15 protein-coding genes and 1 tRNA gene are annotated in these 20,933 nt (G+C 55.2%); 1 reads left to right on the forward strand and 15 read right to left on the reverse strand.

All coding sequences use genetic code 11. The features are described 5' to 3' along the window. Positions 1 to 29 precede the first annotated feature (29 nt). The 7 genes from lon to ACZF99_RS19910 all read right to left on the reverse strand — a co-directional run bounded on the left by lon (position 30) and on the right by ACZF99_RS19910 (position 10,567). Positions 30 to 2,366 (reverse strand): endopeptidase La, encoded by a 2,337-nt coding sequence (gene lon / locus ACZF99_RS19880; protein WP_483606693.1) that lies wholly within the window; start codon positions 2,364 to 2,366, stop codon positions 30 to 32. Positions 2,367 to 2,519: 153 nt separating this feature from the next. Then, positions 2,520 to 4,238: an ATP-dependent protease LonB gene (gene lonB, locus ACZF99_RS19885; RefSeq protein ID WP_483606694.1), complete on the reverse strand. Its 1,719-nt coding sequence runs from the start codon at positions 4,236 to 4,238 to the stop codon at positions 2,520 to 2,522. Between the two features lie 412 nt (positions 4,239 to 4,650). Continuing rightward, on the reverse strand, positions 4,651 to 5,772 hold the full coding sequence (ispG, locus tag ACZF99_RS19890; protein WP_483606695.1) for a flavodoxin-dependent (E)-4-hydroxy-3-methylbut-2-enyl-diphosphate synthase: 1,122 nt from the start codon (positions 5,770 to 5,772) through the stop codon (positions 4,651 to 4,653). Between the two features lie 122 nt (positions 5,773 to 5,894). Beyond that, on the reverse strand, positions 5,895 to 7,151 hold the full coding sequence (clpX, locus tag ACZF99_RS19895; protein WP_059040933.1) for an ATP-dependent protease ATP-binding subunit ClpX: 1,257 nt from the start codon (positions 7,149 to 7,151) through the stop codon (positions 5,895 to 5,897). 12 nt (positions 7,152 to 7,163) lie between these two features. Then, positions 7,164 to 7,754 (reverse strand): ATP-dependent Clp endopeptidase proteolytic subunit ClpP, encoded by a 591-nt coding sequence (clpP, locus tag ACZF99_RS19900; RefSeq protein WP_483606696.1) that lies wholly within the window; start codon positions 7,752 to 7,754, stop codon positions 7,164 to 7,166. Between the two features lie 254 nt (positions 7,755 to 8,008). Continuing rightward, positions 8,009 to 9,430: a trigger factor gene (gene tig / locus ACZF99_RS19905; RefSeq protein ID WP_483606698.1), complete on the reverse strand. Its 1,422-nt coding sequence runs from the start codon at positions 9,428 to 9,430 to the stop codon at positions 8,009 to 8,011. A 249-nt stretch (positions 9,431 to 9,679) separates the two neighbouring features. Continuing rightward, positions 9,680 to 10,567, reverse strand: coding sequence for a hypothetical protein (locus ACZF99_RS19910; protein WP_483606699.1), 888 nt, complete (start codon positions 10,565 to 10,567; stop codon positions 9,680 to 9,682). A 243-nt stretch (positions 10,568 to 10,810) separates the two neighbouring features. Here ACZF99_RS19910 and ACZF99_RS19915 point away from each other — a divergent pair. Further along, positions 10,811 to 10,884 (forward strand) — tRNA-Arg (locus tag ACZF99_RS19915). A 1,154-nt stretch (positions 10,885 to 12,038) separates the two neighbouring features. On the opposite strand, the gene ACZF99_RS19920 is transcribed toward ACZF99_RS19915, so the two are convergent. The 8 genes from ACZF99_RS19920 to ACZF99_RS19955 form a co-directional block, all read right to left on the reverse strand. Next, positions 12,039 to 12,473, reverse strand: a complete 435-nt coding sequence (locus ACZF99_RS19920; protein ID WP_483606700.1) for a DUF1801 domain-containing protein — start codon at positions 12,471 to 12,473, stop codon at positions 12,039 to 12,041. 206 nt (positions 12,474 to 12,679) lie between these two features. Further along, a complete protein-coding gene (locus tag ACZF99_RS19925; RefSeq protein WP_483606701.1) occupies positions 12,680 to 13,291 on the reverse strand; it encodes an N-acetyltransferase family protein in 612 nt (203 codons plus the stop codon). A gap of 186 nt (positions 13,292 to 13,477) precedes the next feature. Then, positions 13,478 to 14,428, reverse strand: a complete 951-nt coding sequence (locus ACZF99_RS19930; protein WP_483606702.1) for an L-lactate dehydrogenase — start codon at positions 14,426 to 14,428, stop codon at positions 13,478 to 13,480. 136 nt (positions 14,429 to 14,564) lie between these two features. Then, on the reverse strand, positions 14,565 to 15,464 hold the full coding sequence (gene nikC, locus ACZF99_RS19935) for a nickel transporter permease (protein ID WP_483606703.1): 900 nt from the start codon (positions 15,462 to 15,464) through the stop codon (positions 14,565 to 14,567). Between the two features lie 13 nt (positions 15,465 to 15,477). After that, a complete protein-coding gene (locus ACZF99_RS19940) occupies positions 15,478 to 16,482 on the reverse strand; it encodes an ABC transporter permease (RefSeq protein ID WP_483606704.1) in 1,005 nt (334 codons plus the stop codon). A 39-nt stretch (positions 16,483 to 16,521) separates the two neighbouring features. After that, positions 16,522 to 18,186 carry an ABC transporter substrate-binding protein gene (locus ACZF99_RS19945; protein WP_483606705.1) on the reverse strand — a complete coding sequence of 555 codons (1,665 nt, stop codon included), beginning with the start codon at positions 18,184 to 18,186 and terminating at the stop codon, positions 16,522 to 16,524. Positions 18,187 to 18,604: 418 nt separating this feature from the next. Further along, positions 18,605 to 19,603, reverse strand: a complete 999-nt coding sequence (locus ACZF99_RS19950) for an ABC transporter ATP-binding protein (RefSeq protein ID WP_483606706.1) — start codon at positions 19,601 to 19,603, stop codon at positions 18,605 to 18,607. Continuing rightward, positions 19,600 to 20,589, reverse strand: a complete 990-nt coding sequence (locus tag ACZF99_RS19955) for an ABC transporter ATP-binding protein (protein WP_483606707.1) — start codon at positions 20,587 to 20,589, stop codon at positions 19,600 to 19,602. The genes ACZF99_RS19950 and ACZF99_RS19955 overlap by 4 nt, the downstream gene beginning before the upstream one ends. Positions 20,590 to 20,933: the final 344 nt, after the last annotated feature.

A 20,933-nucleotide genomic window follows, 5' to 3' on the forward strand; every position in this document is an offset into this window, starting at 1 on the left:
GCGCGCCGACTGGCGCGGGCGCCTACATGCTAATGCAATTCGGGATGCTCCACGAGCGCATGCTCAAGCACCTGATCCATATGGGACACCGGCACGAATTCCAAGTCCTCCTTGACGCTGTCCGGAATATCGCGCAGATCGCGCTCGTTGTCCTTCGGCATCAGGACTTTGCGGTAACCCGCCCGATGCGCGGCAAGCGACTTCTCCTTCAGTCCGCCGATCGGCAGCACGCGGCCGCGCAGCGTAATTTCGCCGGTCATGGCGACATCCTTGGAAACATGACGGTTGGTTAATGCCGAGATCAGCGCGGTCGCGATCGTAATGCCCGCCGAGGGTCCGTCCTTCGGAATCGCCCCTTCGGGGATGTGGATGTGAATATCGTTCTTCTCGTGAAAATCAAGCGGAATCCCGAGCTCCGCCGCTTTGGAGCGGGTATAGCTGAAGGCGGCCTGCGCCGACTCCTTCATCACGTCGCCGAGCTTGCCGGTGAGCGTCAGCTTCCCGGTTCCCGGCACGACGGTCACCTCGATCACCAGCGTCTCGCCGCCAACCTCCGTCCAGGCCAGCCCGGTCACCGTGCCGATCTGATCCTCCAGTTCGGCCATGCCGTAGCGGAATTTCGCCGCGCCGAGGTAATCCTTCAGCGTATCCGGCGCAATCTCGATCTGCTCCTTGCCTTCGGACACGATCTGCTTCGCGGCTTTGCGGCAGAGCGCAGCCACTTGCTGCTCCAGATTGCGGACGCCGGATTCGCGGGTATACTCGCGGATCACTTTCAGCAGCACGTCTTCGCCGATCGCCAGTTGCTCCGGTTCCAGCCCGTGCTCGCGTTTTTGCTTCGGCAGCAAGTAACGATTGGCGATCTGCAGCTTCTCCAGCTCCGTGTAGCCGGGAATAAACAGCGTCTCCATCCGGTCGAGCAGCGGCCGAGGAATGTTGTGCACCGCGTTGGCGGTCGTGATAAACATAACGTTCGACAGGTCGAACGGGACCTCGATAAAATGATCGGAGAACGTGTTGTTCTGCTCCGGATCCAGCACCTCAAGCAGCGCCGAGGAAGGATCGCCGCGGAAATCCGAAGCCATTTTGTCGATTTCGTCCAGCAAGAACACCGGATTCAGCGTGCCCGCCGATTTCATGCCCTGAATCACCCGTCCCGGCATGGCGCCGACATAGGTGCGGCGGTGTCCCCGAATTTCCGCTTCGTCCCGCACGCCGCCCAGCGAAATACGGACGAACTCGCGTCCCAGCGAACGGGCGATCGAACGTGCCAACGACGTTTTTCCGACCCCCGGCGGTCCGACCAGACAAAGAATCGGGCCTTTCAGTTTTTTGACCAGCTTCTGCACGGCCAAATATTCCAGAACCCGCTCTTTCGGCTTATCCAGGCCGTAGTGATCTTCGTTCAGCACCTGCTCCGCCTTGGCAAGATCGAGGTCGTCTTCGGTTTTGTTGCTCCACGGCAAGCTAAGCAGCCAATCCACGTAATTGCGGATGACGCCGCCTTCCGCCGAGCTGGCCGGCATTTTCTCCAGGCGGTCGATTTCCTTCTCGACCTTCTCCCGAACCTTCTCCGGCAGCCCCTTCTCCTCAAGCTGAGCCCGCAGCTCTTCCGCTTCGCCGGCCCGTCCTTCCTTCTCGCCAAGCTCCTTCTGGATCGCTTTCATCTGCTCGCGCAAATAATATTCCTTCTGCGTCTTCTCCATCTGCTTCTTGACGCGCTGGTTGATTTTGCGTTCGAGCTCAAGCACTTCGCGCTCGTTATTTAAGATGTCGAGCAGCTTCTCCAGCCGCTTGCGAACATCGACCGTTTCCAAAATCTCTTGCTTATCCTTGATTTTCAGCGACAAATGGCTGGTAATCACATCAGCCAGGCGCCCGGCTTCTTCGATGTCCGACACCGCCGCCAGCGTCTCCGGCGTGACCTTTTTGGATAAATTGATATAATGTTCGAATTGAGTCAACACCGTACGCATCAGCGCGTCAACTTCCGGATCGACCGTTTCTTCCTCCGGGCGTTCTTTGGCCATAACCTCATAATATTCGTCATTGTCCAAATATTCGATAATTTCTGCGCGCTCCATACCCTCTACCAGCACGCGGATGGTGCCGTTGGGCAATTTCAGCATCTGGCGCACCTTCGCGACGGTGCCGATGCGAAAAATATCTTCCCGGGTCGGTTCTTCTATGTTCACTTCCGATTGAGAACAGAGGAGAATCAGATTATCTTCGACCATGGCTTTTTCCAGCGCCTTCACGGATTTCTCCCGTCCTACGTCCAAGTGCAGCACCATGCTTGGATAGACGAGCAGACCGCGCAGCGGGAGCAGCGGGAAACGCCGGCCTTTGGATTTGTGGGGTCCCATCGCTTATGCACCTCCAAACGTTCTCTGTTGATATCATTGCTATTTTAGCAAAAGTTACTTAAAAACACCAACGAGGAGCGGCCGCTTCAGACAGCCGCCCCCCGCAAAGCAAACGATTTGGATGCTCGTCTTGGCCATCCCTTTCTCGCTCGATTACATTGCCCCGCCCTGCGAAGGGGACTCCGCATGCAGGAAAGGCGCAGGAGCGGTGGCCGGAGCGAACAGCTCGCCTCCGGCCGGCAGCTCCAGGTTCTTCTCGGCTTCGGGGCCAAAAACGTGACGGAACACGTCCCCCAGCGTCTCGACGGCAATCACCCGCAGCCCTTCCAAACCTTCGAACAACGTTTGCCAATTGTCCTTCGGGATTAGAACCGTCGTTGCCCCCGCCTGGAAGGCCGCCTCCACCTTGGCCACGACGCCGCCGACCGGCTTGACTTTGCCGTGGATCCCCAGTTCGCCGGTCATGGCAATCTGATGGTTCACCGGCACTTGCTTGATCGCCGACGCGATGGCGGTAGCAATGGCCAGCCCGGCGGACGGGCCGTCGATCGGCGTTCCACCCGGGAAGTTGATATGAAGGTGATAGTTCGACGGATTCAGACCGATCCGCTGCAGAACGGTCAGGACGTTCTCCACCGATCCCTTGGCCATGCTCTTGCGGCGCAGCGTACGGCTGCCCCCGCCGATTTCCTCTTCGTCCACAACACCGGTTATGTTGTAGTTGCCCTTGCCCTTCTCGGCCGGAACGGCCGTCGCTTCAATCTCCAGCAGCGTGCCCATGTTCGCGCCGTACACGGCCAGGCCGTTGACGACGCCGACCGCAGGCTGAGCCGGAACTTTGCGGTCCGGACGCGGCGCCAGTTGGCTGCTCGTCGCCACCCATTCCAGGTCCGACGCCAGCAGGTGGTCGCGCTTCTCGGTGAGAGCTAACCCGACGGCCAATTGCACCATATTGACCGCTTCGCGGCCGTTGGTCGCGTACTTCTTGATGACTTCCACCGCTTCCGGGCAAGGCTGGAAGCCGATCCGCTTCACCGCATCCTCGGCGATTTGGGCAATTTCCTCCGGCAGCAGCGGCCGGAAATAAATCTCCATGCACCGCGAACGCAAGGCGGCCGGAATCTCTTGTGGCGAACGGGTTGTCGCCCCGACCAGACGAAAATCCGCAGGCAGCCCGTTTTGGAAAATATCGTGGATATATGCCGGCGTATTTGCGTCTTCGGAGTTATAATACGCACTCTCCAGAAAAACCTTGCGATCTTCCAAGACTTTCAACAGCTTATTCATTTGGATCGAATGCAATTCGCCGATTTCATCGATAAACAAGATTCCGCCATGGGCTTTCGTGACGGCGCCGGGCTTCGGTTGCGGAATGCCGGCGACGCCCATGGCTCCCGCCCCTTGGTAGATGGGGTCATGCACCGAACCGATCAGCGGGTCGGCGATGCCGCGCTCGTCGAAACGGGCGATGGTCGCATCGATTTCAATAAATTTGGCATCGGATTTAAACGGGGATACCGGGTTTTTCTTGGCTTCCTCCATCACGACGCGTGCCGCCGCCGTTTTGCCGACGCCCGGCGGACCGTAAATGATCACATGCTGCGGGTTGGCGCTGCAAAGCGCTGCTTTGAGCGCGCGCAGCCCGTCCTTTTGACCGACGATGTCGTTCATCGACGCCGGACGAGTCCGCTCCGCGAGCGGCTTGGTGAGCGAGACGGCCCGCAGCTTGCGGAGTTTCTCCATTTCCTTGCGCGATTCCCGGTCCACCGCCACCCGGTTTCCTTTTTGACTGCGCAGCTGATTCCAGAAATAAAGCCCGATGACCACGGCAAAAAACATTTGAACCGCCATCAGGATAACATTCAAATCCATACGCGTTACGCCTCCCACACTTTAGACTGCTCTTAGACTGATACTTGGTAGTATAGCCTTTTCGCTCCAAGGTAAAACAAGGAGTTTTAAGTGGGATATTCTAGAGGGGGTCCAACTCGGGTTGAAGGCAGGGGGTTGAGACCAGTGGACTAGAAATATTGTAATCTCTACAACATTTCTTAAGGTTTTACTTCGTCCAGTTAGGGAACGTTGTAAAAACTACAACATTTTGAAGGATAATCCAATAAAACAAGGCTGAAATGTTGTATAAACTACAACTTTTGGGCCCTAAACAACGATCTCCCCCCGAAAAAGTTGTAGGAAATACAACATTTATTCTTCGTTCACCTCGCGTGCCGGACCAAAAAGCCGCCCCCTGCATGGAGCAGGTTGCGGCTTAGATCAAATGCAATCAGGACTGGGCGTGGGCGCGGTGTTCCTTGCGTCCAGGAATTTCACCGGTCGCTTCGTACACCTCCACGATATGGTCGATCTCTTTCTTCAATTCGTTCAGCAGTTCGGCTTCCGGCACTTTGCGGATCATCTCCCCGTAGCGGAACAGCAATCCTTCGCCGCGGGCACCGGCGATCCCGATGTCGGCTTCGCGCGCTTCCCCCGGGCCATTAACGGCGCAACCGAGCACGGATACCTTGATCGGCACCTTTAGGTTCGCAATGTAAGCTTCCACCTCGTTGGCGATGGAGAATAGGTCGATATCGAGCCGGCCGCAGGTCGGGCAGGAGACGAGCGTCGCTGCGTTCGTGATCAAACCAAACGTCTTCAACAGCTCGCGCGCCACCTTCACTTCCTCCACCGGGTCCGCGCTCAGTGAAATCCGGACCGTCGAGCCGATGCCCATCGACAAGAGGGCGCCGATGCCGGCCGCGCTCTTGACCGTGCCGGAGAACAAGGTCCCGGCTTCCGTAATCCCCAAATGCAGCGGATAGGGAATGACCTCCGCCGCTTTGGAGTAGGACGCGATCGCCATCGGAACGTCCGATGCCTTCAATGACACGATGATGTCATGGAAGTCGAGCTCCTCCAGAATGCCGATATGGTACAAGGCGCTTTCCACCATCGCTTCCGGCGTCGGATAGCCGTATTTCTCCAGCAAATGGTTCTCCAGCGAACCGGCGTTTACCCCGATCCGGATCGGGATGCCGCGGTCCTTGCAGGCCTTAACGACGGCTTCGACCTTTTCCCGGCGGCCGATGTTGCCCGGATTAATCCGGACCTTGTCGATGCCGTTCTCGATTGCCAGCAGCGCCAGCTTGTAGTTGAAGTGAATGTCGGCGACCAGCGGGATATGAATCCGTTTCTTGATTTCCTTGATCGCCGCAGCCGCTTCCTCGTTGTTCACCGTCACGCGTACCAGTTGGCAACCGGCCTCCTCCAAACGGAGGATTTCGGCGACCGTCGCTTCGACATCTGCCGTTTTTGTCGTACACATGCTTTGGATGATGACTTCGTTGCTGCCGCCGATTGTCAGATTCCCGACTTTGACCGGCCGCGTCTCTTGTCTCAAGAATGTCATGTCTGGTCTCTCCCATAACGTCAAAGCTCCACCCCCGCGGGCATGCGCCTTTTGGGAGGCACGACAACGCAAAGGTGGAGAACCTTGACCTTTATTTTACCGCGAAAAAGCGGCTTCCCGCCTTACGCGCTTTCTTCTTGTTTTTTGTTCGGCTTGGCGGCCAATTCAGGAACCGTCTTCTCCTGAACGACCTTCTCGGTAATCACGCAGTCCGAAATATCGTCGCGGGACGGTACTTCATACATCACGTCGAGCATGATGCCCTCGATGATCGCGCGAAGACCGCGAGCGCCGGTATTGCGTTTGATCGCTTCCTGAGCGATGGCTTCCAGCGCCTTTGGTTCGAACTGCAGGTTGACATTGTCCAGTTCGAGCAGCTTCTGGTATTGCTTCACCAAAGCGTTCTTCGGTTCGGACAAAATGCGCACCAGCGTTTTCTCATCCAGCGGCTCGAGGGTCGAGATCACCGGCAAACGGCCGACGAATTCCGGGATCAACCCGAACTTCAGCAGGTCTTCCGGCAATACCATCGACAGGTATTCCCCCGGTTTGAGTTCTTTTTGCCCGTCGCTGCCCGCGTTAAAGCCGATAACTTTCTTGCCGATCCGGCGTTTGATCATTTGCTCCAGGCCGTCAAACGCCCCGCCGCAAATGAACAAAATGTTCGTCGTATCGATTTGGATAAATTCCTGATGCGGATGCTTGCGTCCGCCTTGCGGAGGAACGGAAGCGACCGTGCCCTCCAAAATTTTCAGCAGCGCCTGCTGTACGCCTTCGCCGGAGACGTCGCGGGTGATCGAAGGATTCTCCGACTTGCGTGCCACTTTATCGATTTCGTCGATGTAAATGATACCGCGTTCCGCTTTTTCCACGTCATAATCGGCGGCCTGAATCAGCTTCAACAGAATGTTCTCCACGTCTTCACCGACGTAGCCGGCTTCGGTCAGGGAAGTCGCATCGGCGATCGCGAACGGTACGTTCAGGATTTTAGCCATCGTTTGCGCGAGGAGCGTTTTCCCCGAACCCGTAGGGCCAAGCAGCAAAATATTACTCTTCTGCAACTCGACATCCTCGATCTTGCTTTGCGTATTTACCCGTTTGTAGTGGTTGTAAACCGCAACGGACAGCGATTTTTTCGCTTGTTCCTGACCGATGACATACTGGTCCAAAATATCGCGGATTTCCTTCGGCTTCGGAATTTCCTTCAGATCCAGCTCTTCCTCGTGGCCAAGCTCCTCCTCCACGATTTCCGTGCACAGCTCAATGCATTCGTCGCATATATAAACGCCGGGTCCGGCAACAAGCTTGCGTACCTGCTCTTGCGATTTGCCGCAAAACGAGCATTTTAGTTGTCCTTTTTCATCGTTAAACTTAAACATATAAACACCCCTTTATAGATTAGTGGGCTTGGAGATGACCTGGTCGATAATCCCGTAGGCCTTGGCCTCTTCCGCGCTCATGAAGAAGTCGCGGTCCGTATCGCGCTCGATTTTTTCAAGGGGTTGACCCGTTCGATCCACGTAGATCTGATTCAGTTTTTGTCTCGTCTTGATGATCCAATCGGCATGGATTTTAATATCCGTCGCCTGACCGCGAACGCCGCCAAGCGGCTGGTGAATCATCACTTCGCTGTTCGGAAGCGCGAAACGCTTGCCCGGAGCCCCCGCCGTCAGCAGCAGCGATCCCATGCTGGCCGCCATGCCCACGCAAATGGTGGACACATCGGGTTTGATATATTGCATCGTATCATATATACCCATCCCCGCGGTAACGGAACCACCCGGAGAATTGATGTACAGGTGAATATCTTTCTCAGGATCTTCGGCCGCCAGAAACAACAGTTGGGCAATCACGAGATTGGCAACTTCATCATCAATAGCGTTGCTGAGAAAAATAATGCGATCTTTAAGGAGTCTCGAATAGATGTCGTACGACCGTTCTCCCCGATTCGTTTGTTCTACGACCATAGGTACCAGACTCATGCGACCAACCTCTTTTCCTTTTCAATTTCCCTTGCGCTTACGTAAAACATTCTATCATGTTCGAAGCCCCGTGTCATTTTTCGCCCCGTACAGTTTATGTTCGTTTTTACACATTATATAACCTTGGGCTTGTCCCGTGCCTAATGGAAATAAATGTATCGTTCGGAGATGAAAAATTAAGGCACGCATTTTATCATACGTGCCCTAACTTTTATCGTGATGTATTCAAAGAAGCAAGATCAAGGCTGGAGCGATTACTCTTCGCCTTGGGCTTCTTCGGCTTCGGTTGTGTCGGCGTCCGCTTTTGCTTCGGATTTCGTCGACTTTTTCGTCGTTTTCTTTGCGGCCGGCTTCGCTTCTTTGGCCTTCGCTTCCGCTTGTTCGGCCGGAACTTCCTTGCTGTTCTCCAGCAGGAACTCGATCGTCTTGCGGATCAGGATTTCCTCGTTCAAGCTGCCCAAAGAACCGTTAGCCGCCAAGATGTTGCGGATTTCTTCCGGCGTGCGTTTGTAAGCCTCAGCCATATCGTTCAGTTCTTTGTTGATTTCGTCTTGAGTCACTTCGATCTTCTCGGCTTTGGCGATCGCCTCGAGCACCAGGTTGTTGCGAACGCGTTTCTCCGCATCTCCCTGCATTTGTCCTCTCAGATCGTCCACCGTTTGGCCGGAGAAGCCCAGGAACATATCCAGGTTCATGCCTTGCGAACGGAGACGGTTGTCAAAGTCGCGGACCATATTCTCCACTTCGCCATTGATCATGGCTTCCGGAATTTCCACTTCCGCGTTCTCGCCGATTTTGTCAACGAGTGCCCCTTCACGGGTAGCTTTGGCCTCTTGCTCCTTGCGAGCGCCCAGCTGTTTCTTCAAATCTTCCTTGAACTCGGCAAGCGTATCGAATTCGCTAACGTCTTTCGCGAACTCGTCGTCCAGTTCAGGCAGTTGTTTGCGTTTGATTTCATGCACCTTCACTTTGAACACGGCTTCTTTGCCAGCCAGCTCTTCCGCCTGGTACGTATCCGGGAAAGTGACCGTAATATCTTTGAAGTCGCCGGTAGCCAGACCTACAACTTGATCCTCAAAACCAGGGATAAACGTGTTGCTTCCCAGTTCCAGGGAGTAACGTTCCGCTTGGCCGCCTTCGAAAGACACGCCGTCCACGGAGCCGTCAAAGTCGATAACGACCGTATCCCCGTTTTGGGCCGGTTCTTCGTCGATGACAACGAGCTCGGCATGGCGTTGTTGCAGACGCTCCAGTTCGCTGTTCAGCTCTTCTTCGCTAACTTCAATGTTAACGGCAGGCACTTCCACGCCTTTGTAATCACCAAGCTTCACTTCAGGTTTAACCGTGATTCTGGCTTTGAACTTGAATGGTTGTCCTTTAGCGAATTGCTCAACGTCCACTTCAGGGCGATCCACCGGGAAAATATCCGTTTGGTCGACAGCTTCGCCGTATGCTTCAGGCAGCAAAATGTCGATCGCGTCTTGATACAGGCTTTCCACGCCAAAACGCGCTTCAAAAATCGGCCGAGGCACTTTACCTTTGCGGAAACCAGGTACGTTGGCTCTCTTCACGACTTTTTGAAAAGCTTTATCCAGTGCGGCGGCTACGCGTTCCGCCTCCACTTCAACCTCGAGTACGCCGAGGTTCTTCTCTATTTTTTCCCAGGTTGCTTTCATTTTATGCCTTCCCCTCCAAATTTCACATATACTTTAAATACTGAAACCGAATCGCGAATAAAGCAGCTATTTCGAGGTGTTTTGCACTAAGGTTCCAGTATAGCTGTCTCTATGAGCACGATCAGAATAACCATTATATTATAAACAACAAAACATCATTTTACAAGAGCCGATCCATAGCCAGGTATTGGCGGCGGCGTTTGCATTTTGCAAGCTTCATAGAATAGATCTTTTTTCGCGATCCATCCGCTACAATCCGCGAACTCGTCCCGTCGCCACGAATCTAGCGAGCGAGCGGCAGATCTGCTCATAGCGAAGCCGCAGACCATCGGTAATCCCATACATGGCGCGAATTTCCTCATCGGTTTGGCTGCCGGACAAACTGTCCGCCACCAACTGATGCAGCGCCGCGGCCCAGAGATCGATGACCGCGTCCTCCTCGTCTAAGAGCGAGCGATAATCCGCGGTTCCGTATAAAGCCATCACAAACTGCGACCATAACTCCTGGGCGAAATAAAAAAGGGTCGGATCATGCACCTGCGTCTGATTCCCTACGCGGTCCAAGACCGCCTGCACGGCCGGAGGAAAATCCTCCGGTTTCATCGGGACGGCTTCAATCTCCACTTCCACCCGCTCCCCACCGCGTGTCAAGACCAGCGTTCCCGTCATACCGCGGCGTCGCAGCGTCTGCAGCACCCGGTATTGCAGCAGCGGATGAAGTTCCTCCCGGGTTATCCATTCCAGCAACGCGTCGTCGACCTCCGGCCGATCCAGATAAGCAAGTTGTTCCAGAGCCAGGAACGTCTGCTCCGACAGCGGCTTATCCCTTACGGTATGTAACAACTTGTCCGCATAACCCGCATCTTCTGCCAGTTTAGCCTCCGCGAGCCGGCGTGCCAGCATTTCTTCGGTTTCTTCCTCGTCCTCGACGCCCTGCGGATCCGGCATGCCGTCCTTCAGCGCGGGAAATGCGCCGATCAGCCAGTCCAGCAAAGCCTGCCATTCCTCGTAATGCCGGGGATCCTCGCCCTGACATTGCAGCAGGAACTTCAGAAGCTCCACGGCCTCCCCGTATCTCTCCGTCTCCAGCATGCGGGTCAATTCGATCTGATAGTAGTCGAGCGTCTTTGGAAACAAGACGATGTTGTCTTTCTCATCGGGTCGTGAACTGCTGATAAGGGCACCTCCTTTCCTCCGAATAGCAATTAATTGAGATTATAGCATAGTCCCCGGCGAAGACAAAAACTCCCGTCCGTATGCCGAAAAAAAACGCCCGATTCGCTCGCTCTGCGTAATCCTCCAAGTTTTTCATGGAGGTTATTGATCCTTAGCACCTCCTATGATATAATATTTTTTGCTTGTGTTTTTAATATTTGTGGTGTCCCAGTAGCTCAGCTGGATAGAGCAACGGCCTTCTAAGCCGTCGGTCGGGGGTTCGAATCCCTCCTGGGACGTGACGAAAGAGCACCCGTTTGGGTGCTTTTTTTGTTGCGTCCCAGGTTGGGATGAGAACCCCATTAGGGGTTCGTCGGAGCGAAAACGCCCGCGGAAGCGGGGTGGAGGAGCGGAGTCTCGAGCGGTGCGAGAGTACCCCGACGGGGACAGAAAGAGCCCTCGTTAGCACCCGTTGGGGTGCTTTTTTTGTTGCGTCCCAGGTTGGGATGAGAACCCCCATAGGGGTTCGTCGCAGCGAAAACGCCCGCGGAAGCGGGGTGGAGGAGCGGAGTCTCGAGCGGTGCGAGAGTACCCCGACGGGGACAGAAAGAGCCCTTGTTAGCACCCGTTGGGGTGCTTTTTGTTGCGTCCCAGGTTGGGATGAGAACCCCCATAGGGGTTCGTCGCAGCGAAACCGCCCGCGGAAGCGGGGTGGAGGAGCGGAGTCTCGAGCGGTGCGAGAGTACCCCGACGGGGACAGAAAGAGCCCTTGTTAGCACCCGTTTGGGTGCTTTTTTTGTTGCGTCCCAGGTTGGGATAAGAACCCCCCATAGGGGTTCGTCGCAGCGAAACCGCCCGCGGAAGGGGGGCGGAGGAGCGGAGTCTCGAGCGGTGCGAGAGTACCCCGACGGGGATAGAGTTGCACTAAGTGGATTTTCCACATCTAATTCGGTCTTTTTGGAACAAAATAGATGAACTAGTTGGAAATTCTACAGTTCAATCCGCCAAAAAATGCCCCGGGACGAGAAATCCGCAAAAACAACTGTTGGATTTCCACTTAGTACCGTCCACGTGGAGAAAAACACAAAAATTAAGTGTAGTTTTTCCAGTTACCAAACTCACCCGATCGAGGGATCACGCCAAACCTGCCAATAAGTAACGCCCCGGAAGGCCTCCGCTCTTAAGAGATTCTGCAAAAAAGCCTAACGAGCATGCCGATGCCGACGTGCCGATGAAATGCCGAAATGTATCCGAAATTTCGATAAGATTCCGGCTCCCGCCGCTTATATCGTAAGTTCTATATATATGAAATTTCAGCTATTATCCAGATTCTATTCCATTTTTCGCATACGTATATCGCATATATTTGGAACGACGGACGGCTCCTGCAGTTTCCTCCTGTGCCCGTGCCCCTACCGTTATCGACTCAAAAAAACAAAGAGCGGCTTACGAGTTACTGACCTTTGCCATCGTGCGGATACAGCCTCTCCAGAAGCTTGACCGACTGTCGGATCAGCGCGCGCAGCACGTCCACATCGATATCGGCGACCTTATTGATATAGACGCACCCCTTCCCTCGGGTATGCTTCCCGAACGATTCGAGCAGCGTATCCCGGTCCGGATCGTCCGGCGCCAGATATAGGCTGATCTTCGCCTTCCTTGGCGAGAATCCGACCAGCGGCGCGTCCCCTTCGTGGCCGGAAGCGTATTTGTAATGGTACGAGCCAAATCCGATGATGCTGGGGCCCCACATTTTTGCCGGAAACCCGGTTTCTTCCGAAAAAAGATCCAGCAATCGGTAAGCGTCCTCCTTCTTCTTCGCATCGACCACCCTTTCAATGAATTCGATGACGCTGTCGTCGTTTGCTTGGGTTTTCAACTTATACATCGAACTGCCTCCTTCCAAATTTCCGACTATGCACCGGCAAGTCCATCTTAACCCTAATTATTCCTTATCCCAAGCTTCCTCAACCCAGTCGAGCCAATCGTTCTTTAACGCGGTATACGCGCTTCCGCGGATACAACTCCAACTGGCACCCTCTCCTCTCACCATAAACCGAATGTATGTTCCTTCCCAGAGCCTGGTTGCCAACTTCATCCGCCCAGATCCCCTTTATCTCCCATCCATCTCATGTAGATCCTGGCATTGAATCCGGCTTGCTTCCGAAACCAGCGCTGCGGCTTTCGCCGAAATTCGACGTAACCCAATTTCTCGTACAACCGGATTGCGGTCATATTGGTATCCACGACCTCCAAAATATAATCCTCATAGTTCAAACGGGAAATGAGCTCCTTGTTTAGTCGACTGGCCACCCCGCGCCCCCGGGCTTCCTTGGCCGTCGCAACCGCTTCGAAATAACACTGCCGATCCGCCAAATCGAGCGGCTTTTCCAACTCCTGCCGCACTAAGTTATAGAACAGGGTTCCCCTGAACCACCCAAGCTCGCGGCGAAGCGCCGCCCATTCGAACCGAAAGGGGCGTTTACGCCCTGCCGAATACGCAAAAATCCCCACGACGTTACCCTCTTCCAGCGCAACGAAAAACCGTTCTTTGACCAAGGCATGCTCCAGCGCCTTTGCCAACTTCCCCCGATCCGTCGAGAAAAAAATCAGCGAGTCGTAAAACCCCTCTACAAAAACATCGGCTGCCTGCCTGACCTGCGCGCCCCCGAGCTCCGCCAAATTTTTGATCACGAAGTCTCCCATCGTTCCTGAGCCCTCCTGTGCTTTTTTTCTACTATATAATGGGGGAGATTCCTCCAGAACCGTCTCAAGGAGGATTTGGCGATCCTTCCGGAAACGGAAGCAGGGCGTCGGATACGGCTTTGCAGGCAAAAAAACACCGATCTATCGGACCGGTGCTCATGGGCCGGCAATTCCGGCGGCAACGCATCAGGCTTGAAGATTGGCGATCGCCGTCTTCAGGATCTCGCAGGACTGTGCGAATTTGCGCTGTTCCTCCCAGGTCAAATTCAACTCCAGCACCTCCTCGATCCCTCCGTCGCCGATGATGGCGGGGACCCCGGCGCAGACGCCCGTCTGCCCGTATTCGCCCTCCAGCACGGCGGAGACGGCGATGATCTTATGCTCGTCGTTCAAGATCGAACGTACAAGGTAAGCCAACGCGTTGCCGATCCCGAACTGCGTATTGCCCTTGCGCGTAAAAATCTCCCACCCCGCGTCTTTGGTTTTTTGCGCGATTTCATCCAAATGGACGTGGCGAAATCGCTCTTTATGCTGCTCCAAAATATGCAGCAGCGGCTTCCCGCCGATCGTGACATGCGACCAGGCGACAAACTGGGATTCGCCGTGTTCGCCCATCGCGTACCCGTTAACGCTGCGCGGGTCAATCGAAAACACCTCCGACAGCAGCGTTTTCAGGCGGGCCGAATCGATCGAAGTACCGGTACCGATCACCCGGTTCCGCGGAAACCCCGATACCTCGCGCACGATGTAAGTCACGATGTCAACCGGATTGGCGGCCACGACAAAGACGCCGTCAAACCCTCCCCCAACGATGCGGCTGACGATATCCCGCGTGATTTTCTCCGCTTCCTCCAGCACGTCCAGCCGCGTTTGCCCCGGTTTCGGATTGGCTCCCGCCGTCAGCACAACGACGTCCATGTCGCGGCAGTCCTCCACCCGGCCGGCCGACACCTTCGTGCGGGCCGGCGTAAAATCCATGCAATGCGACAAATCCAGCGCATGCGCCACCGCGCGGTCATACGTCCGGTCGATCATCATGATCTCGTCGCAGATCGATTGATTGATCATGGAATAGGCGCAAGCCGTACCGACCAGTCCGGACCCGACAATCGTCACCTTCCTCGCTTTTTTGGCCATTCCGCCGCCTCCTTATCCTGCCCTCTCTTTTATCTTACGCCTGAATTATACCCGCAAACCAATAGACCCGTATATTAGGCACGCACACATGAAAAAACTGCCGGGACAAACCTCCCGACAGTCGATCGTGGCTGGATTAACTTTTCATCCGCGGATCAAGCGCATCGCGCAAACCGTCGCCCATCAAGTTGAAGGCCAGCACGGTCAGCATAATCGAAATCCCCGGGAAAACGACGGTCCACGGGGCGGTGGCGATGAACTGCCGCGAGTCCGACAGCATCTTGCCCCATTCCGGCGTAGGCGGCTGCGCGCCCAGACCAAGGAAGCCGAGCGCGGCCGCTTCGATGATCGCCGTAGCGATCCCCAGCGTGCCTTGCACGATAATCGGCGTTAAGCTGTTGGGCAGGATGTGCCGCAGCAGAATCGCGCTGTTCTTCATCCCTATGGCCCGCGCGGCGGTGATATACTCTTCATTCTTCAAGCTCAGCACCTTCGCCCGCACCAGCCGGCCATAGGTCGGAATGTTGACGATAGCGATGGCGAGCAGCGCGTTCTGCAGGGACGGGCCGAGAATGGCCACGATCGCGATCGCCAGCAGGATGCTCGGGAACGCCAGCAGGATATCGAACAGACGCGAGATAATCATGTCGATCCATTTGCCGTAGAAACCCGCCAAGATGCCGAACAACGTCCCCAGAATGATCGATCCCACGACGGAAAACGTACCGACCCACAGGGAAATGCGGGCCCCGTAAAGCACGCGGGAAAACAGGTCGCGTCCGAGGTCGTCCGTCCCGAACCAATGGGCCGAGGACGGAGCTTTCAGGCGGTCGCGCAAAACCTGCGTATCGTACTCATAAGGGGCGATGACCGGTGCGAGCAGCGCGATCAGAATGAAGAAGCCGAGCATGATGAGGCCGACCATCGCGATTTTATTTTTGCGGAACGCTCTCCACGCATCGCGCCAAGGTCCGGAAACCTTCTCGGCCGGGACGGAGGTGCTTCCGTTGGATGTTGCCGTAGTTGCTTGCGCCATGGGTTTCCCTCCTTTACCGGTACCGGATGCGCGGATCGACCGCTGCGTACAGCAAATCCACGATCAGATTAATGACGACGAATAGGAAAGCAATGATCAGAATCCCGGACTGAATGACCGGATAATCGCGCGAACTGATCGCCTCGTAAATATACCGTCCCACGCCAGGCCAAGCGAAAATCGTTTCGGTCAGGACCGCGCCGCCGAGCAGCGCGCCCGTTTGCAGACCGATGACCGTCAGCACGGGAATAAACGCATTTTTCAGCGCATGCTTATATACGACGATGAACTGAGAAAGACCTTTGGCTTTGGCCGTCCGAACGAAATCCGAATTCATGACCTCGAGCATGCTGGACCGCGTCATCCGAGCGATGACCGCCATCGGAATCGTGCCCAGCGCCACGCTTGGCAAAATCAAATGCTTGACCACCGTCCATAACTGATCCCAACGGCCCGCGATGAGACTGTCGATCAGATACAGATTGGTTACGGCTTCTACCGGATCCCGCTGGTTCATTCGCCCGATCGAAGGCAGCCAATGCAGCTTGAGCGAGAAAATCCACTGCTCCATAAGCCCGAGCCAGAAGATCGGCATCGATACCCCGATCAGCGCGATGAGCATGCAAATGTAATCGAACCAAGAGTTTTGCCTCCAGGCGCTGATAATGCCGGCGTTCACGCCAAAGAAAATCGCAAACGCCATGGCCGCCACGGTTAACTCCGCCGTTGCCGCCAGATACGGGGTGATCTCCTGGGCAATCGGCACTCTCGTGCGGATCGATTGCCCCAGGTCACCTTTCAGCAAATCTCCCATGTACGCGAAATACTGCTGATACCACGGATTGTTCAGACCAAGCTGCTCGCGGAGCGCTTCTTTGGACTGCTCCGTCGCCTTCTGCCCCAGAATCGTTTCCGCGGGATCGCCGGGAATCGCATGGATAATGGAGAACACGATAATCGTCATGCCGATCAGGACAGGAACCATGATGAGAATTCGTTTCAACACATAAGCTTTCAAGATGAGGTTCACCCGCCAGAGGCGTTAAGATACCGCCTGTTATTCGAAATAGATGTTGCTGTAGTACTCCGTACCTGTCGGCGCCGGCACATAACCTTTCAGATTCGCTTTCGCTGCCAGGAGCGGCGTCGTATGCACGAGCGGAATCCATGGCGCGTCGGCCTTGATGATTTCCTGCGCTTGTTTGTATAACTCTTCGCGTTTCGATTGCTCGGTTTCTTTTTGCGCCGCAATCAACAATTCATGCAGCTCATCGTTCGCATAATAGCTGTAGTTGTTGGACGGAATCGCGTCTTTGTCCAACAGTGTGTACAGGAAGTTGTCCGGGTCTCCGTTGTCGCCGGTCCAGCCGAGCATGAACAGATCGTCTTTTTCGCCGGCTTGCGCATCGTCCAGATAAGTGGCCCATTCCGGAGATTCGATAACAACCTTCACGCCAACCGCTTCGAAGTTCTGTTGGATGACTTCGGCAACTTTCTTGCCGTCCGGCATATAAGGACGGGATACCGGCATCGCGTAGAAGACATATTCGCCCGGCAGGCCGTTTGGATAACCCGCTTCCGCCAGCAGCGATTTTGCTTTCTCCGGATCAAACTCATAATCGGCGATGCTCTCGTTGTAACCCCATAGGGACGGCGGCATCGGGTTCTTGGCCGGTTCCGCTTGGCCGGCGAAGAAGGCATCGATGATCGCTTGCTTGTCGACGGCATAGTTCAGCGCTTGTCTAACTTTCACGTCGTTAAACGGTTCTTTCTTGAGGTTGAAGCCGACGTAACCGACGTTGTTGGAAGGACGCTCGATCTTTTGCAGATCCGGGTTCGCTTCCAGCGTCGCCAGATCGTCCGGGCTCAAGTCTTCCATCAAATCGATCTCGCCGCTTTGCAAAGCGTTGAAGCGCGCGGAGTTGTCCGGAATGGAGCGAACGATAACTTTGTTCAGCTTCGGAAGCCCTTCTTTCCAATAGTTCGCATTCTTCTCCAGCGTGATCGAGTCGTTGCGTTTCCATTCTTTGAACACGAACGGGCCTGTACCGACCGGTTCGTTCTTGAAGTTTTCCTTCTTCTCCTGAATGGCCGTCGGGCTGGCGATCCCGAAGGAGGTCATGGCCAGGTTTTGCAGGAACGGCGCTTGCGGCTGGTTCAATGTGAATTCGACCGTGTTGGCATCAACCGCATTAACTTCTTTGATGACGCGTTTGCCGTCAGGGCCAAACATGGAATCGTAGTAGTCGAAGGAGTCGCCTTCGAATTTAAATTCGCTGGTTGGATCGGTCCAGCGGTTGAAGTTGAATACGACCGCGTCGGCATTGAAGTCGGTGCCGTCATGGAATTTCACGCCTTGACGCAACGTGAAGGTGTATTTCAAACCGTCGTCGGACACCGTCCAGCTCTCGGCCAGCGAGCCCTGAACCTCTGTTGTTCCTTCTTTGTACTCCAGTAGAGAGTCAAACACTTGGTGCGCGATTTTCAGCGACTCACCGTCCGTTACGATCGCCGGATCCAGGGAAGCGGAATCCCCGCCGCGGCCGACAATCAACGTGTCTTGGGCGGAATCGGCCGGAGCGTTCGCTTCCGTATTCGTCCCCGCATTCGTTCCGCCGGAGTTGCCGCCACCGGCACTGTTGTTCCCCCCGCAGCCCGTAAGGGCAACGGCTGCGCTAAGCATCATGACCAATACGACACTGCTCCATCTTCTTGCTTTCATATTGTGGCTCCCTTCTGAAATACGATATATAATTTCTTGTTTATAAGAAGCCGGGCTTAGTTTCCGGCTATAAACCATGGCGGTAGTCCAAAACGTCATCTTTCGATCACGAAGTCAGTCTGTCACGTAGCTTCCAGCAAGCTAACGGACACCAGAAACGCTATTGGCCTGCTTTGGGGCAGTTCCCGATTCTAACGGACCGAGAAGACCTTATTCTCAGTTAAAAGCGGCTAAGTGGCCGCATGAGTGAGCAATAAGGCCTCTGGAGTCCGTTACGGCGGGAAATAGCCGGGAAATGGGCAAATAAGGTCATTACGGTCCGTTACGCAGCCGTGCAGCCGCGCTGCCGGGCGTCCCTAGCTTCATCCAACCTTCTCGTTGCTCCCAACCTGACTTTTTGAACAAAGATTTAATTGCTTTAAGCCAACGCGCTTCCTGCGGCCTTCGCTTCCGTGAACAGGTGGCAGGCTGTCAGGTGGCCCGCTTCCGTCTCGGCCAGCTCAGGGCGGCGCCTCCGGCAGACGTCCATCGCCATTGGACAACGCGTATGGAACGCACAGCCGACCGGCGCATTGGCAGGACTGGGCACTTCGCCCTGCAGGATGATCCGCTCCGTCTTCTTGTCCGGATCGGGCTCCGGTACGGCGGACAGCAACGCCTGCGTGTACGGATGCTGAGGCGCCGAGTACAGCTTGTGCTTGTCGGCAATTTCGACGATACGCCCGAGGTACATCACCGCGACCCGATCGCACATATGCTTCACGACGCTCAAATCGTGGGCGATAAAAATATACGTCAAGCCGAATTCCTCCTGAAGATCCTGGAGCAGGTTCACGACCTGCGACTGGATCGACACGTCAAGCGCCGAAACCGGTTCGTCGGCGACGATTAGCTTCGGCTGCAGCGACAACGCGCGGGCGATGCCGATCCGCTGGCGCTGGCCGCCGGAGAACTGATGCGGATAACGCTGCAGATGGCTCTGCGTTAATCCGACGACATCGATCAGCCGGTCGATCATGGCCCGGCGTTCCTTGGCATTGCCCACACCGTGCACAATCAGCGGTTCCTCCAGGATGCGCTGCACGGTGTGGCGTGGATCCAGCGAAGAGAACGGGTCCTGGAACACGATCTGCATATCTTTGCGTTTTCGGCGCAGCGCTTCGGGAGACAAGGCGGTCATATCCTCTCCCTCGAACAGCACCTTTCCACCGGTCGGCTCGATCAGCCGGAGCAGCGAACGGCCGGTCGTTGATTTGCCGCAGCCGCTCTCCCCCACCAGCCCGAACGTTTCGCCCTTATTCACCGTAAATGAGATGTCGTCCACGGCTTTGACGAATTGCTGCGACTTGCCGAACCATCCGCCCCCGAGGGGGTAGTATTTTTTCAAATGCTCCACTTGCAGTAACGGTTCACTCATACGACTTCCTCCTGTGGCGTTTCATGGAGCCAACAACGGCAGCTATGCGCCGTTTCGTATTCCTTGAGCTCAGGCAACTGCTCCAGACAAACCGGCATCGCGTGCGGACATCGTTCGGCGAACCGGCAGCCCTTCATCCGCGTGTTCAGGATCGGCACATTGCCCGGAATGGAGAACAAGCGTTTGCGGTCTTCGTCCATGCGCGGCACCGATTTGATCAACCCTTGCGTGTAGGGATGCAGCGGATTTTTGAAAATATCCCGCACGTTGCCCTCCTCCACGACTTTCCCCGCATACATGACGGCGACCCGGTGGCACATATCGGCGACGACCCCAAGATCGTGCGTAATCATCATGACGGCGGTGCCGTTCTCTTCGTTCAGGCGCCGGATCAGATCGAGAATCTGCGCCTGGATGGTCACGTCGAGCGCCGTGGTTGGTTCGTCTGCGATCAGCAGCTCCGGGTTGCAGGAGATCGCCATCGCAATCATGACCCGTTGCCGCATCCCGCCGGACAACTGGTGCGGATACTCGTCGATGACGGCTTCCGGCCTTGGGATACCTACCTTTTTCAGCATGTCGATCGTATGCTCGCGCGCTTCTTTTTTGCGGAACCCCCGGTGCAGTTGGACCGTCTCTCCGATTTGCTGACCTACGGTAAACAATGGATTCAGCGATGTCATCGGCTCCTGAAAAATCATCGAAACGGAGTTGCCGCGAATTGCCCGCATTTCCCGTTCCTTCATCGGAACGATATCCTGCCCTTTAAATAAAATCGACCCGTCGGTGATTTTACCGGGAGGCTGCGGGATGAGCTTCAAGATCGACAAGGAGGTCACGCTCTTGCCGCAGCCCGATTCCCCAACGACGCCGAGCACCTCGCCGGGATTGACAAACAAGTTCACGCCGTCCACCGCAGGGATTTCACCCCGATCGGTAAAAAAGTGGGTGTGCAAATCCTGAATCTGCAAAATGGGTTGAATCATGTTCCTGCCCCTTTTCCTGAAAAATGGAATATTGCGGTCTTCACGAACAGCTTCACCGACAATCTCTCTTTCGACAATGTCCGCCATAAAAAGACAAGTGTATAATTGTTCTGTCTTACTGTGATTCACTAAAGCGATAGGCTAAAGTCAGGCCTTCGAGCCTCTTTTCTTAGATGCTTGAGTATTGTCAAAAGCCGTCTCTTAAGAGAGGACGAATGTGTATTCCCATTTCTTTGCTGCAACGAGATAAAGTAGAGGAATAAGCGAGGACGACAATTGGAGCGATATATGATAGGTCACAATTTTTGCCGCTATTTCGCTAAAAAGTGACAATTAATCGAACT

This window comes from Paenibacillus sp. JL3B1040 (assembly GCF_057063165.1).

Coding starts and splice junctions, on each gene's coding strand:
- lon (WP_483606693.1), bottom strand. CDS start 2,366: ATGGGACCCCACAAATCCAAAGGCCGGCGTTTCCCGCTGCTCCCGCTG.
- lonB (WP_483606694.1), bottom strand. CDS start 4,238: ATGGATTTGAATGTTATCCTGATGGCGGTTCAAATGTTTTTTGCCGTG.
- ispG (WP_483606695.1), bottom strand. CDS start 5,772: ATGACATTCTTGAGACAAGAGACGCGGCCGGTCAAAGTCGGGAATCTG.
- clpX (WP_059040933.1), bottom strand. CDS start 7,151: ATGTTTAAGTTTAACGATGAAAAAGGACAACTAAAATGCTCGTTTTGC.
- clpP (WP_483606696.1), bottom strand. CDS start 7,754: ATGAGTCTGGTACCTATGGTCGTAGAACAAACGAATCGGGGAGAACGG.
- tig (WP_483606698.1), bottom strand. CDS start 9,430: ATGAAAGCAACCTGGGAAAAAATAGAGAAGAACCTCGGCGTACTCGAG.
- ACZF99_RS19920 (WP_483606700.1), bottom strand. CDS start 12,473: ATGTATAAGTTGAAAACCCAAGCAAACGACGACAGCGTCATCGAATTC.
- ACZF99_RS19925 (WP_483606701.1), bottom strand. CDS start 13,291: ATGGGAGACTTCGTGATCAAAAATTTGGCGGAGCTCGGGGGCGCGCAG.
- ACZF99_RS19930 (WP_483606702.1), bottom strand. CDS start 14,428: ATGGCCAAAAAAGCGAGGAAGGTGACGATTGTCGGGTCCGGACTGGTC.
- nikC (WP_483606703.1), bottom strand. CDS start 15,464: ATGGCGCAAGCAACTACGGCAACATCCAACGGAAGCACCTCCGTCCCG.
- ACZF99_RS19945 (WP_483606705.1), bottom strand. CDS start 18,186: ATGAAAGCAAGAAGATGGAGCAGTGTCGTATTGGTCATGATGCTTAGC.
- ACZF99_RS19950 (WP_483606706.1), bottom strand. CDS start 19,603: ATGAGTGAACCGTTACTGCAAGTGGAGCATTTGAAAAAATACTACCCC.
- ACZF99_RS19955 (WP_483606707.1), bottom strand. CDS start 20,589: ATGATTCAACCCATTTTGCAGATTCAGGATTTGCACACCCACTTTTTT.